General features: G+C 64.0%; 18 protein-coding genes (1 of these 18 only partly in view). 9 read left to right on the forward strand and 9 right to left on the reverse strand.

What is annotated here, in order from left to right; translation table 11 throughout:
- Positions 1-49: 49 nt before the first annotated feature.
- Positions 50-1,531, forward strand: coding sequence for an anthranilate synthase component I (trpE, locus tag K8374_RS01840; RefSeq protein ID WP_224457736.1), 1,482 nt, complete (start codon positions 50-52; stop codon positions 1,529-1,531).
- Between the two features lie 155 nt (positions 1,532-1,686).
- Here the strand turns inward: trpE and estP are convergent, their stop codons facing one another.
- Complete coding sequence (gene estP / locus K8374_RS01845) at positions 1,687-3,552, reverse strand: esterase EstP (protein ID WP_224457737.1); 1,866 nt, start codon at positions 3,550-3,552, stop codon at positions 1,687-1,689.
- Positions 3,553-3,928: 376 nt separating this feature from the next.
- Here estP and K8374_RS01850 point away from each other — a divergent pair, with 376 nt between their 5' ends.
- The 4 genes from K8374_RS01850 to K8374_RS01865 all read left to right on the forward strand — a co-directional run bounded on the left by K8374_RS01850 (position 3,929) and on the right by K8374_RS01865 (position 7,288).
- Entirely contained in the window at positions 3,929-4,522 is a 594-nt protein-coding gene (locus K8374_RS01850) for an aminodeoxychorismate/anthranilate synthase component II (protein ID WP_224457738.1), read from the forward strand.
- Positions 4,523-4,531: 9 nt separating this feature from the next.
- A complete protein-coding gene (trpD, locus tag K8374_RS01855) occupies positions 4,532-5,581 on the forward strand; it encodes an anthranilate phosphoribosyltransferase (protein ID WP_224457739.1) in 1,050 nt (349 codons plus the stop codon).
- Positions 5,578-6,414, forward strand: a complete 837-nt coding sequence (gene trpC, locus K8374_RS01860; protein WP_084856144.1) for an indole-3-glycerol phosphate synthase TrpC — start codon at positions 5,578-5,580, stop codon at positions 6,412-6,414. The genes trpD and trpC overlap by 4 nt, the downstream gene beginning before the upstream one ends.
- 169 nt (positions 6,415-6,583) lie before the next feature.
- Positions 6,584-7,288 carry a biotin/lipoate A/B protein ligase family protein gene (locus K8374_RS01865; RefSeq protein ID WP_224457740.1) on the forward strand — a complete coding sequence of 235 codons (705 nt, stop codon included), beginning with the start codon at positions 6,584-6,586 and terminating at the stop codon, positions 7,286-7,288.
- On the opposite strand, the gene crp is transcribed toward K8374_RS01865, so the two are convergent.
- The gene (gene crp, locus K8374_RS01870) at positions 7,285-7,929 is read right to left on the reverse strand and encodes a cAMP-activated global transcriptional regulator CRP (protein ID WP_224457741.1); all 645 of its coding nucleotides are present in this window, start codon (positions 7,927-7,929) and stop codon (positions 7,285-7,287) included. The genes K8374_RS01865 and crp overlap by 4 nt on opposite strands.
- A gap of 189 nt (positions 7,930-8,118) precedes the next feature.
- Here crp and K8374_RS01875 point away from each other — a divergent pair, with 189 nt between their 5' ends.
- Complete coding sequence (locus tag K8374_RS01875; RefSeq protein ID WP_028689009.1) at positions 8,119-8,541, forward strand: OsmC family protein; 423 nt, start codon at positions 8,119-8,121, stop codon at positions 8,539-8,541.
- A gap of 60 nt (positions 8,542-8,601) precedes the next feature.
- Here the strand turns inward: K8374_RS01875 and K8374_RS01880 are convergent, their stop codons facing one another.
- The 5 genes from K8374_RS01880 to hemJ form a co-directional block, all read right to left on the reverse strand.
- Positions 8,602-9,642: a DUF2157 domain-containing protein gene (locus K8374_RS01880; protein ID WP_224457742.1), complete on the reverse strand. Its 1,041-nt coding sequence runs from the start codon at positions 9,640-9,642 to the stop codon at positions 8,602-8,604.
- 10 nt (positions 9,643-9,652) lie between these two features.
- Positions 9,653-10,300: a 2-polyprenyl-3-methyl-6-methoxy-1,4-benzoquinone monooxygenase gene (coq7, locus tag K8374_RS01885; protein ID WP_224457743.1), complete on the reverse strand. Its 648-nt coding sequence runs from the start codon at positions 10,298-10,300 to the stop codon at positions 9,653-9,655.
- 65 nt (positions 10,301-10,365) lie between these two features.
- The gene (locus K8374_RS01890) at positions 10,366-10,704 is read right to left on the reverse strand and encodes a histidine triad nucleotide-binding protein (protein WP_224457744.1); all 339 of its coding nucleotides are present in this window, start codon (positions 10,702-10,704) and stop codon (positions 10,366-10,368) included.
- A 63-nt stretch (positions 10,705-10,767) separates the two neighbouring features.
- A complete protein-coding gene (locus K8374_RS01895) occupies positions 10,768-11,550 on the reverse strand; it encodes an SDR family NAD(P)-dependent oxidoreductase (protein ID WP_224457745.1) in 783 nt (260 codons plus the stop codon).
- 94 nt (positions 11,551-11,644) lie between these two features.
- Positions 11,645-12,070: a protoporphyrinogen oxidase HemJ gene (gene hemJ, locus K8374_RS01900; protein ID WP_224457746.1), complete on the reverse strand. Its 426-nt coding sequence runs from the start codon at positions 12,068-12,070 to the stop codon at positions 11,645-11,647.
- 140 nt (positions 12,071-12,210) lie between these two features.
- On the opposite strand from hemJ, the gene argC reads away from it, so the two are divergent.
- The gene (gene argC, locus K8374_RS01905; protein ID WP_224457747.1) at positions 12,211-13,245 is read left to right on the forward strand and encodes an N-acetyl-gamma-glutamyl-phosphate reductase; all 1,035 of its coding nucleotides are present in this window, start codon (positions 12,211-12,213) and stop codon (positions 13,243-13,245) included.
- Positions 13,246-13,395: 150 nt separating this feature from the next.
- The gene (gene erpA / locus K8374_RS01910) at positions 13,396-13,746 is read left to right on the forward strand and encodes an iron-sulfur cluster insertion protein ErpA (protein WP_084856129.1); all 351 of its coding nucleotides are present in this window, start codon (positions 13,396-13,398) and stop codon (positions 13,744-13,746) included.
- Positions 13,747-13,805: 59 nt separating this feature from the next.
- On the opposite strand, the gene K8374_RS01915 is transcribed toward erpA, so the two are convergent.
- On the reverse strand, positions 13,806-14,897 hold the full coding sequence (locus K8374_RS01915; RefSeq protein ID WP_224457748.1) for an anhydro-N-acetylmuramic acid kinase: 1,092 nt from the start codon (positions 14,895-14,897) through the stop codon (positions 13,806-13,808).
- A 3-nt stretch (positions 14,898-14,900) separates the two neighbouring features.
- Entirely contained in the window at positions 14,901-16,331 is a 1,431-nt protein-coding gene (locus K8374_RS01920; protein ID WP_224457749.1) for a peptidoglycan DD-metalloendopeptidase family protein, read from the reverse strand.
- Positions 16,332-16,544: 213 nt separating this feature from the next.
- On the opposite strand from K8374_RS01920, the gene tyrS reads away from it, so the two are divergent.
- Positions 16,545-16,609, forward strand: the beginning of a protein-coding gene (gene tyrS / locus K8374_RS01925) for a tyrosine--tRNA ligase (RefSeq protein ID WP_224457750.1). The gene runs 1,135 nt beyond the window's last position; the window shows 65 of its 1,200 coding nt (coding positions 1-65); the start codon lies at positions 16,545-16,547; the stop codon falls past the right edge of the window.

Here is a 16,609-nt window from a genome sequence, read left to right on the forward strand (position 1 = left end):
CGGCCCGTCCGCTTGCCCGACCCTATTGCTGCTTGCCACGAGGCTACCCATGACCCGCGAAGAATTCCTGCGCCTGGCCGCTGCCGGCTATAACCGCATTCCCCTGGCCTGTGAAACCCTGGCCGACTTCGACACGCCGCTGTCGATCTACCTGAAGCTGGCCGACCAACCCAATTCCTACCTGCTCGAGTCTGTGCAGGGCGGCGAGAAGTGGGGCCGTTACTCGATGATCGGCCTGCCGTCGCGCACTGTGCTGCGGGTGCATGGCTACCAGGCGAGCATCCTGCAGGATGGCGAGCAGGTGGAAAGCCACGAGGTGGAAGACCCTCTGGCCTTCGTCGAGGCCTTCAAGGACCGCTACAAGGTGGCCGACATTCCGGGCCTGCCGCGTTTCAACGGCGGCCTGGTCGGTTACTTCGGCTATGACTGCGTGCGCTATGTGGAAAAGCGCCTGGGGGCGTGCCCGAACCCGGACCCGCTGGGTGTGCCGGATATCCTGCTGATGGTCTCCGACGCTGTGGTGGTGTTCGACAACCTGGCCGGCAAGATGCACGCCATCGTGCTGGTCGACCCGGCCCAGGAGCAGGCCTACGAACAGGGTCAGGCCCGCTTGCAGGGCCTGCTGGCCAAGCTGCGCGAGCCGATCACCCCGCGCCGCGGCCTGGACCTGAGCGGCCCGCTCGCCGCGGAGCCGGCGTTTCGCTCCAGCTATACCCGCGAGGACTACGAGAATGCGGTGGGGCGCATCAAGGAATACATCCTGGCCGGCGACTGCATGCAGGTGGTGCCGTCCCAGCGTATGTCCATCGACTTCAAGGCCGCGCCGATCGACCTGTACCGTGCCTTGCGTTGCTTCAACCCGACGCCGTACATGTACTTCTTCAACTTCGGCGACTTCCATGTGGTCGGCAGCTCCCCCGAGGTGCTGGTACGGGTCGAGGACAACCTGGTCACCGTGCGGCCGATCGCCGGTACCCGCCCGCGTGGCGCGACCGAGGAAGCCGACCGGGCGCTGGAAGATGATCTGTTGTCCGACGACAAGGAAATTGCCGAGCACCTGATGCTCATCGACCTGGGGCGCAACGATGTGGGGCGGGTGTCGTCCACTGGCAGCGTGCGCCTGACCGAGAAGATGGTTATCGAGCGCTACTCCAACGTCATGCACATCGTTTCCAACGTCACCGGCCAACTGCGCGAAGGGCTGACCGCGATGGATGCGCTGCGTGCGATTCTGCCGGCCGGGACCTTGTCGGGGGCGCCGAAGATCCGCGCGATGGAGATCATCGACGAGCTGGAGCCGGTCAAGCGTGGCGTCTACGGAGGCGCGGTGGGCTATTTTGCCTGGAATGGCAACATGGATACCGCCATCGCCATCCGCACTGCGGTGATCAAGGACGGCGAGCTGCATGTGCAGGCCGGTGGTGGCATCGTGGCCGACTCGGTGCCAGCGTTGGAGTGGGAAGAAACCATCAACAAGCGCCGGGCGATGTTCCGCGCGGTGGCCCTGGCGGAGCAGACGCCACAAGCCTGATGGACCTTGCATGATTGAACGGCGCCGGAAGGGCGCCGTTTCTTTTTGGGGCTGCCTGGCAGCCCATCGCGGGACAAGCCCGCACCTACAGCGTCAGCGGCGGCCTTTGTAGGAGCGGGCTTGCCCCGCGATGGGCCGCACTGCGGCCCCTGCGTTCAAAAGTCCAGGCTCAATGCCAGGCTCACGCCTTGCTGGGTCACGTCATCACTCTTGCGCCAGTTGTAGTTCCCGCGCACATGCACCCCCGCCACCAGCTCATGGGTAAGCCCCAGGCTGACCCGCGTCAGGTTACTGTCCGGCGTATAGCCTGTAAGCGTGAAGTCGTGGGCCGGCAGGCTGGTCAGGTGCATGGTCAGGTCTTGGCGATCGTCTTCGAACTCATGCTCACGAGCGACTTCGGCGAACAGCCGGGTACCCGGCGTGAACTGATAGCCGCCTTGCAGGCCAAGCCCCAGGCGTCGCGACGTCCGCTCCTGGTCATCGAATGCCAGGGCCGTGGAGCGTCCGCTTTTCTCCTCGTAGCCATCGACCTTGACCCGCGCGTAGTCAGCGCTGACGAAGGGCGACAATTGCCAGACGCTTTGCTCGGCCGCCAGGTTGTACCCCAGCCGGCCCGTGACCGCCCAGGCTTCGCCATCGGTGTCGCCTTTCTCGCTGCGCTCGCCGGCGCCGAGCGCGAAGGTGCGCTTGAGGTCGTGGTAGTCCAGGTGCCCGGCGGTCAACGCCGCGTCCCCCCACCACCGGCCTTGGCGATACTGGGCGAATACCGTGGCGAGGTAGCTGTCGAGCTTGTAGTCCGAGTCGTGCTCGCCGGCTTCGAGTTTTTGCCGGTTCACGCCTGCGGCCAGGCCGATGCGCCAGGCGTCGTCGAGCCGGTAGCTGCCGCCCAGGGTCAGGTTGTAGCCGCGGCCATCACCGCTGGCGCCGCTGCGCTGGCCGTCGAAGTCCAAATCCTGGGCGCCCGTGGCGACGAACGGTTGCCATTGGCCAACCGCCTGCCAAGGGGCCTGCCATTGATTGCGCAATTCGTCCTGGTGGGTACGGAGATTGCCGTGGGCCATTTCTGGCAGCAGCGTCAGTTCCCAGGGGGCGGCCAGGATCGAATAGCCATAGTCGGCGATCAGTTGCTGGCCGGCGATGGTCGGGTGGACCGAGTCGTTGAACAGCAGCTTGGTCGGGTCCGGCGCGGTGCCGTTGGCGCCATACACCGGGTTGCCCACGCAGCCTTCGCCGCTGTAGCAGGTGCCGACCAGGTTCTGGTCGGTCGCCAGGCCGAACTCGGCGGGGCTCGCCAGGGCTTCCTGGAGCAGCATCGGGATGTTCAGCGGGATGATCTGGGCATCGATCTGCCCGAGCTGGTTCAGCAATGACTGGTTGAATACGCCGGACAATTGCGACAGCGGGCCTTCCAGTGGCGTGCCGCTGTAGTTGGGTGTCTGGCCCAGGTCTGGCAACAGCCAGACCATGATGTAACGTGCTCCACCCTGTTGCAGTGCCTGGGCGCTGGCCGCCAGGCGCCCGCCTGCAGCTGCGGCGTCTGCCGGGGTATTGACCAGGCCTTGGAGGAAGTCATTGCCGCCACCGGTCAGGTAGTACAAGGCGTTGGGGTCGGCGAGCTTGCCATTGGCCAGGTAGCCGTCGCGCTCGCGCAATACCGTGCCCGCCCCAGGGCGGCCGGGCGGAATGACGGTGCGCGAGGTCTCGAGGATCGAATCGAGTATCTGTTGGGTGGTGTAGCCGCCGACGGCCCAGTTGTTGCCATCGGGCCGGGTGCCAATGGAGGTGGAGGGGTTCAGCTCCTCGGGCGCGACCCCCAGCCGGCTGCCGAGGATCATCGGCGTGACCGGCGCATAGCTGCCATCGGCGTTGCGGTTGGTGAAGCGCAGGCCGAACTGCCCGGCATCGCTGAGGCTGTCGCCGAACACGATCATCGAGGAGTAGGGCGACGGCGCTGCCATGGCATGGCTGCAGGAAAGGGCCAGCAGGCCCAGCAAGGAGCGAAGAAAGGGTGGTTTTTGCATGGAGAAAGATCCTTTTCATTGTTTTTATCAGGACAAGCCGATTGACCTTAGCAAACCTGTGGTCATTCTTCCCGAGTGGATTCGTTTCGCCGTGTTTACGGGCATATTGCACCCGCCGTCCCGGTAGGCTACTGTGCCGTGACGTATGAGCGAGACCTAATCCTGTGTTGATCGTCAGCAAACTCTTGATGCGCGTTATCAAGGCCCACGCCCGTTGGCGTTGGCGCGCCTGACTTTATCTCCTGCCGGCCAGCCCGGCCCGTCCCCGTTTGCCTCCCAGCTGTTTCACCGAGCGCACCTCGCGCGATAGCCCGCCTTTGCGTCCGGCGCTGGAAGGTTCGAATTCAAAGTCAGTAGATTCAAGAGGTTCAACCCGATGTTACTGATGATCGACAATTACGACTCCTTCACCTACAACGTCGTTCAATACCTGGGCGAGCTGGGTGCCGAGGTCAAGGTCATTCGCAACGATGAAATGACCATCGACCAGATCGAAGCCCTCAACCCCGAGCGCATCGTGGTTTCTCCCGGGCCCTGCACACCGAGCGAGGCGGGCGTCTCCATCGAGGCCATCCTGCATTTTGCCGGCAAGCTGCCGATCCTCGGCGTGTGTCTTGGGCACCAGTCCATCGGCCAGGCCTTCGGCGGTGACGTGGTACGTGCCCGCCAGGTGATGCACGGCAAGACCAGCCCGGTCCACCATCGCGACCTGGGTGTGTTCGCCGGGCTCAACAACCCGCTCACCGTGACCCGCTACCATTCCCTGGTGGTCAAGCGTGAAACCTTGCCCGACTGCCTGGAAGTGACGGCCTGGACCGCCCACGCCGATGGCTCGGTCGACGAGATCATGGGCCTGCGCCACAAGACGCTGAACATCGAAGGGGTGCAGTTCCACCCCGAATCGATCCTCACCGAGCAGGGGCACGAACTGTTCGCCAACTTCCTCAAGCAGACCGGCGGCCGCCGCTAAGGATCGAACATGGATATCAAGAGCGCGCTGGGCCGTATCGTCGGCCACCTGGACCTCACCACCGAGGAAATGCGCGACGTCATGCGCCAGATCATGACCGGCCAGTGCAGCGAGGCACAGATCGGTGCCTTCCTGATGGGCATGCGCATGAAGAGCGAGAGCATCGACGAGATCGTCGGCGCCGTGTCGGTGATGCGTGAGCTGGCCGACAAGGTCGAGCTCAAGACCCTGGACGGTGTCGTCGACATCGTCGGTACCGGCGGCGACGGTGCCAATATTTTCAACGTGTCCACCGCGTCGTCCTTCGTCCTGGCGGCGGCCGGTTGCACCGTGGCCAAGCATGGTAACCGCGCGGTTTCCGGCAAGAGCGGCAGTGCTGACCTGCTGGAGGCTGCTGGTATCTATTTGAACCTGACCCCGGTCCAGGTCGCCCGCTGCATCGACAGCCTGGGGATCGGCTTCATGTTCGCCCAGACCCACCACAGTGCCATGAAGTACGCCGCTGGCCCACGCCGTGACCTGGGGCTGCGCACGCTGTTCAACATGCTTGGCCCGCTTACGAATCCGGCCGGTGTGAAGCACCAGGTGGTCGGAGTGTTCACCCAGGCCTTGTGCCGCCCCTTGGCCGAAGTGTTGCAGCGCCTGGGCAGCAAGCATGTGCTGGTGGTGCATTCCAAGGACGGCCTGGACGAGTTCAGCCTCGCCGCGCCGACCTTCGTGGCCGAACTGAAGAATGACCAGATCACCGAATACTGGGTCGAGCCCGAAGACCTTGGCATGAAGAGCCAGAGCCTGCATGGCCTGGCGGTCGAGGGGCCGCAGGCTTCGCTGGAGCTGATCCGCGATGCGCTTGGCCGGCGCAAGACCGAGAACGGCCAGAAGGCTGCCGAAATGATCGTGCTCAATGCCGGTGCGGCCCTGTATGCCGCCGATCATGCGATGACCCTCAAGGGCGGCGTCGAGCTGGCCCATGACGTGCTGCACACTGGCCTTGCCTGGGAGAAGCTGCAGGAGCTGGGTGCCTTTACCGCCGTATTCAAGCAGGAGAACGAAGCATGAGCGTGCCGACGGTGCTGGAGAAGATCCTTGCCCGCAAGGTCGAGGAAGTGGCCGAGCGCAGTGCCCGGGTCAGCCTGGCCGAGGTCGAGCGCCTGGCCAAGGCAGCCGATGCGCCGCGTGGCTTTGCCCAGGCGTTGATCGAACAGGCCAAGCGCAAGCAGCCGGCGGTGATCGCCGAAATCAAGAAGGCTTCGCCCAGCAAGGGGGTGATCCGCGAACATTTCGTGCCCGCCGACATCGCGGTCAGCTACGAGAAAGGTGGGGCGACCTGCCTGTCGGTGCTGACCGATGTGGACTACTTCCAGGGCGGCGATGCCTACCTGCAACAGGCCCGCGCCGCCTGCGCGCTGCCGGTGATTCGCAAGGATTTCCTGATCGACCCGTACCAGGTCGTGGAAGCCCGCGCCCTGGGCGCCGACTGCGTGTTGCTCATCGTCGCCGCGCTGGATGACGTGCGCATGGCTGAACTGGCGGCCACCGCCAAGGACGTCGGGCTCGACGTGCTGGTGGAAGTGCATGACGGTGACGAGCTGGAGCGCGCCCTGAACACCCTCGATACACCACTGGTAGGGGTGAACAACCGTAACCTGCACACCTTCGAGGTCAGCCTGGAAACCACCCTCGACCTGTTGCCACGTATCCCGCGTGACCGGCTGGCCATCACCGAGAGCGGCATCCTCAATCGCGCTGACGTGGAGCTGATGGAGATCAACGAGGTGTACTCGTTCCTGGTGGGTGAGGCATTCATGCGCGCCGAGCAGCCGGGGCTGGAGTTGCAGCGTTTGTTCTTCCCCGAGCGGGCGGTGAAGACCGTGGGTCAGGCGTTGGACTGATCGAATCGAAAGCCGGCGTTTGCCGGCTTTTTTATGTGATTGTCATGGCCCGATCGCGGGACAAGCCCGCTCCTACAAGAGCTATTGCTCGTCTGGTCAGCGGGAACTCCGTGGGAGCGGGCTTGCCCCGCGATTGGGCCCGGCGAAAAAACTATCAAAGGTAAAGTTGATGAGCGACCAACCCTTGGCACTGACCGTTGAGCAAGGCCTGCACGCCGAGCAGGACCTGTTGGCCGCCGTCTGCCGCGGCGAACGCGATTCTGGCGTATTGTTCTGGCGCCCCACCGACCATGCCTTGGTGATGCCACGACGCATGAGCCGCCTGGACAACTTCGAAGCTGCCTGTGCGGAGCTGGCGATTGCAGGGTGGCCGGTGCTGCTGCGTGAAACCGGCGGTGAGCCGGTGCCGCAGTCCCATACCACGGTGAATGTGGCGCTGGTCTATGTGGCGCCGCGCAGCGAGGGTGATCATGGTCGCATCGAAAACGCCTATGAGCGTTTGTGCCTGCCATTGTGCGACGTGCTGCGCGAGTGGGGCGGCGTGGCGTCGGTCGGGGAAATCGATGGTGCGTTCTGTGATGGGCGCTACAACGTCAACCTCAATGGCCGCAAGCTGGTCGGCACCGCCCAGCGCTGGCGCCAGGGCCTGGGCGGCAAGCGGGCAGTGGTGTTGGTGCACGGTGCGCTGTTGCTGGACAACGAACGTGAGTCGATGGTCGCGGCGGTCAATCGCTTCAATGAATGTTGCGGGCTGGAGCAACGCTGCCGCGCCGACAGCCATATCGCCTTGCACGAGGTGGTGCCGCAGGCGCCCTGGTTCGAGCGCCTCAGCCAGGCCTATGCCGAGGTGATCGCGTCGATCCCGCGCGACTAGCGGGTGCCGTGGACCACCATGGTCTTGCCCTTGACCTGCACCAGGCTGCGTTCTTCGAGGTCCTTGAGGACGCGGCCGACCATCTCCCGTGAGCAACCGACGATACGCCCGATCTCCTGACGGGTGATCTTGATCTGCATGCCGTCCGGGTGGGTCATGGCGTCGGGTTGCTTGCACAGGTCCAGCAGGCAACGGGCGACACGCCCGGTGACATCGAAGAAGGCCAGGTCGCCGACCTTGCGCGTGGTGTTGCGCAGGCGCTGGGCCATCTGGCTGCCGAGGGCGTAGAGGATGTCCGGGTCGTGGCGGGCCAGGTCGCGGAACTTGTCGTAGCTGATCTCGGCCACTTCACATTCGGTCTTGGCGCGAACCCAGGCGCTGCGCTGTTGCGCCTGGCCTGCGGACTCGAACAGGCCCAGCTCGCCGAAGAAATCGCCGCTGTTGAGGTAGGCGATGATCATTTCATGGCCATCGTCATCTTCGATCAGGATGGTCACCGAGCCCTTGATGATGAACGACAGTGTCTCTGCCCGGTCGCCTGCGCAGATGATGTTGCTCTTGGCGTTGTAGCGGCGTCGCTGGCAGTGGGCCAGCAGTTTGTCGATGTTCTTGATCTTGGCGGGCAGGGCTGGAGCAACCATCACGAAATCCTGTTCGATGCGACGCATGGGCTTTTTATAGGATGCTGGCCTCAGGCGCCAGTCATTTGGCGTCAGCTTATCAGACGTTGCTGTTTGTATCGGCATGAAAGCGACGCGTCTTGAGCTTTTCCGACAGCGCCACAAGGACTAAGCTGACGGCCTTTTCTGAAATTTAGGGAGTCCAGATACATGAAGGCACGCATCCAGTGGGCCGGTGAAGCGATGTTCCTCGGCGAGTCGGGGAGCGGCCATGTCGTGGTCATGGACGGGCCTCCCGAGGCGGGCGGGCGCAACCTGGGCGTGCGCCCGATGGAAATGCTGCTGCTCGGCCTGGGTGGCTGCAGCAGCTTCGACGTGGTCAGCATCCTGAAGAAGTCCCGCCAGGCCGTGGAAAGCTGTGAAGCCTTCCTGGAAGCCGAACGCGCAAGCGAAGACCCCAAGGTGTTCACCAAGATCCACCTGAACTTCGTGGTCAAGGGGCGCGGGCTCAAGGAAGCCCAGGTCAAGCGTGCGGTGGAACTGTCGGCGGAGAAGTACTGCTCGGCGTCCATCATGCTCGATCGGGCTGGGGTGGAAATCACCCATGGCTATGAGATCGTCGAGCTGGGTTGAGCCGCCTTGCTTGCGCCGCTCCTGCAGGTGCGGCGCAAGCCTCGGCACTAAGCAGGGGTTTCAGTCGCGCAGCGCCGGCAGCGCTTGGCGCAGCCACCCCGGCAGGCGCGCCCGCAGCGATTGACTGAGGTGCTCCCGGCGCTTCTGATAAGCCAGCCCCAGGCCGATCACACCAAGGCCGATCAGCGTCAGCACCACCGGGAACAGCAGCGACTCGGCGAAGACCTCATAGGAAAGGTAGCCCAGGTAGGCCGCTACGCCCATGGCACCAAAGACCATGAACACAGCCCGACGCAGCAGCACCGCCAGGCCCATCAGGCCAAGGTTGATCAGGCAGTAGAGCGCCTTGCCCAGCTCGCTGCCGCTGTCCAGCAGTGTCAGCCCGCCCCAGAATGCGGCCAACCCGGCCAGGTAGCCCCAGCCGGCATAGTCCCGACGCGTACGGCCATCCACCACGATGAAGACCAGCAGCAACACCAGGCCGAACCACAGCGAGACGGTACGCCGCTGCTCCCAACTGAACGGCGAGCCGTAGAACCACTCGCTCAGGTCCATCGACATGAACCACAAGGCCACGGCAATGGGCATGACGATGAAAGGGAAGGGGACCAGGCGCAGCATCAGCAGGCCGACGATCACCGTGGCCGCTTCCATCACCACCCAGCCACCTTGCACGTAGGTGTAGTACTGGTGATAGTCCGACTGGCTGTCACCCAGTGGCCACCAACCTGCCATGAGTTCGATGGCGAACACGGCCAGCGGCACGATGCTTACCGCGACCGCCGCCAATACACCACCCGCGATGGGTTGCCCGCGGCGCTGCAAGGACAGGGCGAACAGGGTCAGCAAGGCGATATAGAGCACGGCGACGGCCAGTAGTGCGCCATCGCCGATGCGCATCCACGCTTCGGTGAGCAGCCAGCCCATGGCCGCCATGATCAGCAAGGCGCCGAAATAGAATGCCACGTGGGCCAGCTGGAAAGTGCCGCGGCTTTGCGGTTGTTGGCGCAGGAAGCCCAGCAGGGCCTGGTCCTGGCCCGGCTGGAGGATGCCCGCTTCCACGGCGCGTGCCAGGTCCCTGGCGTCGAATCGTTCCGTCATCGATGGCGTCCTAGATGCGATAGGTGCTCTTGGTCATCACCTTGGCCATCAGGCTCATGCCCAGGCGAATCGGGGCCGGGAAGCGATAACCGCCGGCCTCGAGGGCCGACTCGGCGTGCTGTTCTTCGTCGACACGCATCTGTTCGAGAATGGCACGGGACTTTTCGTCTTCCTGGGGGATCTGCTCCAAGTGCTCATCCAGGTGCTTGCACACCTGATGTTCGGTGGCCGCGACGAAGCCTAGGCTGACCTTGTCGCTGACCAGGCCGGCGAGGGCGCCGATACCAAACGACATGCCATAGAACAGCGGGTTGAGCACGCTGGGGTGGCTGCCCAGCTGACGGATGCGCTGTTCGCACCAGGCCAGGTGGTCGACTTCTTCCTCGGCGGCATGCTCCATGGCCTTGCGCACTTGTGGCAGCTTGGCGGTCAGGGCCTGGCCCTGGTAGAGCGCCTGGGCGCAGACTTCACCGGTATGGTTGATGCGCATCAGGCCGGCGACGTGGCGGGTCTGGCTTTCGTCCAGTTCCGCATCCGGCTGGACGATGGCCGGGGACGGGCGGGCGGGTTGGCCGCTGAAAGGCAGCAAGGTGCGCATGGCGGTATCGGCCTGCAGCAACAAGCGGTCGAGCGGCGAGTAGTGACGTTCGGTAGCCATCGGGCACCTCCGCTAGAGTGTGCCCGACAGTTTACCGCAATCGATGGGCAGGGGGTTGCCTTGGATCAGCCCGGCGGCCAGTGCATCTGGCGCTGGCCGAGCACGTGCATGTGGATGTGGTAGACGGTCTGGCCGCCCAACTCGTTGCAGTTCATGACCACGCGGAAGCCTTCCTCGCAGCCCAGCTCCTTGGCCAGGCGCTGCGCGGTGAACAGGATATGGCCGGCCAGGCCTTTGTCTTCTTCGGTCAGGTCGTTGAGGGTGCGGATGGGCTTTTTCGGGATGACCAGAAAATGCACCGGCGCCTGCGGGGCGATATCGTGGAAGGCCAGAACCTGGTCGTCCTCGTAGATGATCTTCGCCGGGATCTCCCGGTTGATGATCTTGGTGAAGATAGTCTCCACAGCACTTGCTCCATGGTGAGGGTCGGGCCGAGTGTACCCAGCGCGGCGACGCTCGCCCAGTGGCTATTGGAAGCCGACCGGGCAATAGCGGCGGTTGACCAGGCCGGCCAGCTTGCGCGTGAGCCAGCGTGGCATCACGCGTGGCAGCGCCGCCAGCCAGCGGTTGCGCCGGCCCGGCATGATCACGGCGCGGTTCTTGTCCAGTGCGCGCACGGTGTAGAGCGCCACCTCTTCAGGGCTCAGGCAGCGCGTGCTGCCTTCGAGGCGGGGAATCCGGCGGCGCGACGAGCGCACCGGGCCGGGGCACAGCACGGAAACCTTGATCCCGGTTCGCTTGAGTTCTTCGCGCAGCGCCTCGGAGAAACTCACCACATACGCCTTGCTGGCTGCATAGGCAGCCATCCAGGGGCCGGGCGCTGCGCTAGCCAGGGAGGCGACGTTGAGGATCTGCCCGCCACCCTGCACCGCCATCAGGTTGCCGATGGCATGGCACAGGCGGCTCAGGGCAAGGATATTGACCTCGAGCAGGTCCTGTTCGTCTGCCCACTCATGGGCCAGGAAGGGGCCGTAGGTACGCTGGGCCGCGCAATTGACCAGCAGGTCGATGCGCCGCTCACCTTCCTCCAGCTCGAGCACGAAGCCCGAAAGGCGCAGGGGCTGGCTCAGGTCGCAGGCGCGGAACAGAACTTCGACACCGAAGCGCTGGGTCAGCTCGATGGCCACGGGCTCCAGGGTTTCGCGGTGGCGAGCCACCAGGATCAGGTTGCGCCCGCGCCGTGCCAGTGCTTCCGCCAGGGCCAGGCCCAGGCCGCTGGAAGCTCCGGTGATCATGGCGTAACGGGTCATGCAAGGCTCCTGGGGGCTGAAGAGGGCGCCTAGTGTACAGCTTGGCCAAAGAAGGTGTTGCCTTTTGCTACCAGGGCCAGCCAGGCGCCAGGGCTCAGAAGGGCTTGACCACCACCAGCACCACGATGCCCAGCAGGAACAGCACCGGCACTTCGTTGAACCAACGGTAGTACACATGGCTGCGGGTATTGCTGCCTGCGGCGAAGCGTTTGCGCTGGGCGCCGCACATGTGGTGGTAGACGGTCAGCAGGGCCACCAGGGTGAGCTTGGCGTGCAGCCAACCCTGGCTCAGCCAGCCGGGGTTGAGGTAGAGCATCCAGCCACCGAAGACATAGGTGGCGATCATGGCCGGGTTCATGATGCCACGGTACAGCTTGCGCTCCATGGTGACGAAGCGCTCCTGGCTGATGCTGTCCTGGCTCTGGGCATGGTAGACGAACAGCCGCGGCAGGTAGAACAGCCCGGCGAACCAGCAGACGACGCTGATGATGTGCAGGGCCTTGATCCATAGATAGAGCATCGGGAAGTTCCTTCAGGTTTCACGGTCGTCAGATAGTAAAGGCCAAGCGCCCGACGGGGCATCCGAAGAGTTGTTACAGAGCCCCCGGCCCCCTATTATCGTGCGTTTTCTAGTTGGCTCGTTGATAAGGGGCAAGCGTTATGATCAAGGTCGGTATCGTCGGCGGCACGGGTTACACCGGCGTCGAACTGTTGCGTCTGCTGGCACAGCACCCACAGGCCGAGGTCGCGGTCATCACCTCGCGCTCCGAGGCGGGCGTGGCGGTCGCCGACATGTATCCGAACCTGCGCGGCCATTACGACGGGCTGGCCTTCAGCGTGCCGGACAGCAAGACCCTGGGCGCCTGTGACGTGGTGTTCTTCGCCACGCCCCATGGTGTCGCCCATGCCCTGGCGGGCGAGTTGCTGGCAGCAGGTACCAAGGTCATCGACCTGTCCGCTGACTTCCGTCTTCAGGATGCGGTGGAGTGGGGCAAGTGGTACGGCCAGCCCCATGGCGCGCCGGAGCTGCTCAAGGACGCGGTCTATGGCTTGCCCGAGGTCAACCGCGAGAAGATCCGCCAGGCGCGTCTGATCGCTGTTCCGGGTTGCTACCCGACCGCTACCCAGCTGGGCTTCCTGCCGCTGCTGGAAGCCGGCCTGGCCGACCCAGCGCGGTTGATCGCCGACTGCAAGTCCGGTGTCAGCGGCGCAGGGCGTGGCGCAGCGGTGGGCTCGTTGTTCTGCGAGGCTGGCGAAAGTATGAAGGCCTATGCAGTCAAGGGGCACCGTCACCTGCCGGAGATCAGCCAGGGCTTGCGTCTGGCTGCAGGCAAGGATGTCGGCCTGACCTTCGTACCGCATCTGACCCCGATGATCCGCGGCATCCATGCCACCCTTTATGCAACCGTCGCCGATACCAGCGTCGACCTGCAGGCGCTGTTCGAGAAACGTTATGCCGATGAGCCGTTCGTCGATGTAATGCCGGCAGGCAGCCATCCGGAGACCCGCAGCGTGCGAGGCGCCAACGTCTGCCGCATTGCGGTGCACCGGCCACAGGGTGGCGACCTGGTGGTCGTGCTGTCGGTGATCGACAACCTGGTCAAGGGCGCCTCCGGCCAGGCAGTACAGAACCTGAACATCCTGTTCGGCCTGGACGAGCGCATGGGCCTGGGGCATGCGGGCCTGCTGCCCTGATCGACGGCCCGAGCCACACATGAGGGGGGCATAACGCCCCCATTTTTGCCGAGCACGACCAAAGCCGCACAATTCTTGACCGATTTTCTCGGAGAAGCGGATAATGCGCGTCATCGAGTTTTATGGCGGCATTGCGCCGGGAGAGTCAACATGAGCGTCGAAACCTTCACCCCCACGGCTTTGGAATTCACCCAAGGTGCTGCGCACAAGGTGAAGACCCTGGTCACCGAAGAGGGCAATGATCGCCTGAAGCTGCGTGTGTTCGTGACCGGCGGCGGCTGCTCGGGGTTCCAGTACGGCTTCACCTTCGATGAGGAAGTAGCCGAAGACGACACCGTGGTCGAGCGCGAGGGGGTTTCCCTGGTCGTGGACCCGATGAGCTTCCAATACCTGGCGGGCGCCGAGGTGGACTACCAGGAAGGCCTGGAAGGGTCGCGCTTCGTGATCAAGAACCCTAACGCCACCACCACCTGCGGCTGCGGCTCGTCGTTCTCGATCTGAGCCTGGCCTGTAATGAGAACGCCGCGCTTATGCGCGGCGTTTTGCTTTCTGCGTGGGCATCAAGCCGGGTAGATCGCGCCGAGTACACGCAGCCCTTTGGCTGCCGTGACGCTCGGACGGTTGGCTGGAACGCCTTCGAGGCAGCAATGGGCCAGCCAGGCGAACGCCATGGCCTCGACCCAGTCCGGGTCGACGCCGTAGGCCGCAGTGCTATCGACCTGGGCTGACGGCAGCAAGGCTGCCAACCGACGCATCAACGCGCCGTTGCGCGCGCCACCCCCGCATACCAGCAGGGTTTCGGTGTGGGGTTGGGCGCTGCGTAGCGAATCGATGATGCTGCGGGCGGTCAGTTCCAGCAGGGTCGCCTGGATATCTTCGTCCCGGTAGTTCGGCAATGCCGCCAGGTGGGTGTCCAGCCAGGGGAGGTTGAACACCTCACGGCCAGTGCTCTTGGGGCCGGTTCCGGCGAAGAACGGGTCGGCGAGCAGGTGGGCGAGCAGGTCGCTGCATACGCTGCCGCTGGCCGCCCAGTTGCCGTCGGCATCGTAGGCCTCGCCGCGCTTGCGTTCGATCCAGGCATCGAGCAGCACATTGCCTGGGCCACAGTCGAAGCCATGAACTGGCTTGTCCTGTTCGATCAGGCTGAGGTTGCTGAACCCGCCGACGTTGAGAATGGCGACCTGTTGACCCAGATGGCCGAACAGTGCCTCGTGGAAAGCCGGTACCAAGGGCGCGCCTTGGCCGCCTGCTGCCACATCGCGGCGCCGGAAGTCCCCTACTACGCACACGCCTGTGAGCTCTGCCAGCAGGGCCGGGTTGCCGATCTGCACGGTGAAACCGCGCGCAGGTTCGTGGCGGATGGTCTGGCCGTGGCTGCCGATCGCGCGAATGGCGGCGGCATCCAGGCCCTGGCTTGCCAGGAGTCGGTGGATGCCATCGGCGGCGAGGGTGGCCCAGCGGTTTTCCGCGAGGCAGGCGCGAGCGATTTCGTCAGGGCCGCTGGCGCAAAGGGCGAGCAAGTCCTGGCGAAGGTCGGCGGGCATGGGGGTGTAGTGGGTGGCGAGCAGACGGGTCTGCTCGCCTTGGTCGATCAGTGCGATGTCCAGGCCGTCGAGGCTGGTTCCGGACATCACACCCAGATAGAGCGCCATGGGTCAGCGCTTGTTGGCAGCGAGCATGGTGGCCTTTTCCTGGTCCATGCGGGCGATCAGGGGCTTGCTCTGTTGCAGGAAGCGCTGGCGCTCGGCGCGGGCGATCGGGTCGGCCATGGGTAGCTTGCGGCTCAGCGGGTCGACGTGCACGCCGTTGACCTGGAACTCATAGTGCAGGTGCGGCCCGGTGGACAGCCCGGTGGTACCGATATAGCCGATGATCTGGCCTTGCTTGACCGAGCTGCCGGTCTTGATGCCCTTGGCGAAGCCCTGCATGTGACCGTAGAGGGTCTTGTAGGAGTTGCCGTGGGCGATGATCACGGTGTTGCCGTAGCCGCCGCGACGGCCTGCCAGCAGGACCTTGCCGTCACCGGCAGCCTTGATTGGCGTACCGCGAGGGGCTGCGTAGTCGACGCCTTTGTGGGCCCGGATCTTGTTCAGGATCGGGTGCTTGCGGCCTGCAGAGAAGCGCGAGCTGATGCGGGCGAAGTCCACCGGCGTACGGATGAATGCCTTGCGCAGGCTGTTGCCGTCGGCGGTGTAGTAGCTGGTGTTGCCCTGCTTGTTGGTGTAGCGCACGGCGGTGTAGGTCTTGCCGCGGTTGGTGAAGCGGGCGGAAAGGATATTGCCGGTGCCGACTACCTTGCCGTCCATGACCTTCTGCTCGTAGACCACGTCGAATTCATCGCCTGGGCGGATGTCCTGGGCGAAGTCGATGTCGTAGCCCAACACCCGCGCCATGTCCATGGTCAGGCTGTGGGACAGCCCGGCGCGCTTGGCGGAAGCCGACAGCGAGCTTTTGATCACACCATGGGCGTAGGCGGTACGCACCACTGGCTTGCTGACTTCGCGATCGAAGCTGTAGCCCTTGGCGGTCTTGGTCAGGCGAATGGTCTCGAGGTTGCTGACCTTGCTGTGCAGGCTCGCCAGCTGGCCGTCCTTGTCGAGTTCGAACTGCAGCACCTGGCCGTGTTTGAGTCGGCTGAACTGCTTGGCCTGCTTGCCGCTGGCCAGGACGTCATGGACCACATTGCTCGGCAACCCGACCTTGGCGAACAGGGTGGACAGCGTATCGCCGCGGGCGACGGTGACTTCGCGATGGCCGGGAAGCTTGGCGTCGGCGTTTTCCTCCGCCTTCTCCTCGGCAGCAGGCGCCTGCTCGGCGGTTTGCGTGGTCGCAGGCTCTTTGTTCTCGATCTGGGCGAAGGGCGAGCCTTTGTCGCCTTCGGTTTGGATCAGAGGGGCGGCCTTGGACTCGTCCTTCAGCTGTTCTGCCGGGGTCTCCAGCTCGAGGCTAAGGGTGGTCTTCTTGGCTTCGACTTCGCTGGAGGGAAATACCAGCAAAGCCAGGCTGAGCAAGGCGGCGATGCCGCTGGCGGCCAACAAATGGCTTTTCGGATAAAGCGGGGGCGCTTTAGGCGTCTCGTTGGTCATAGGTGAGGTGACTTTGAAAAAAGTGAAATGGAAAAGATGAATGACATGATGAAGATGAAATAACTGTATAAAATATAACCAAATCCATTTTCGCGCAAGGGCGCGTAGACGCCGCGATACACCTTTCGGGTCACATTCCTTTGCGAAACTTGTATTTGACGGCCGATCTTGTATGGTTGGCTCCCCTTGAATCTGAGCCTTGCGGGTCTGTCTATGAAGTCGGTTGAAGAGCAGCTGGCGCTTATCAAGCGCGGTGCGGAAGAGGTATTGGTCGAGTC

The sequence above is a fragment of the Pseudomonas sp. p1(2021b) genome (genome assembly GCF_020151015.1).
Taxonomy (GTDB): domain Bacteria; phylum Pseudomonadota; class Gammaproteobacteria; order Pseudomonadales; family Pseudomonadaceae; genus Aquipseudomonas; species Aquipseudomonas putida_K.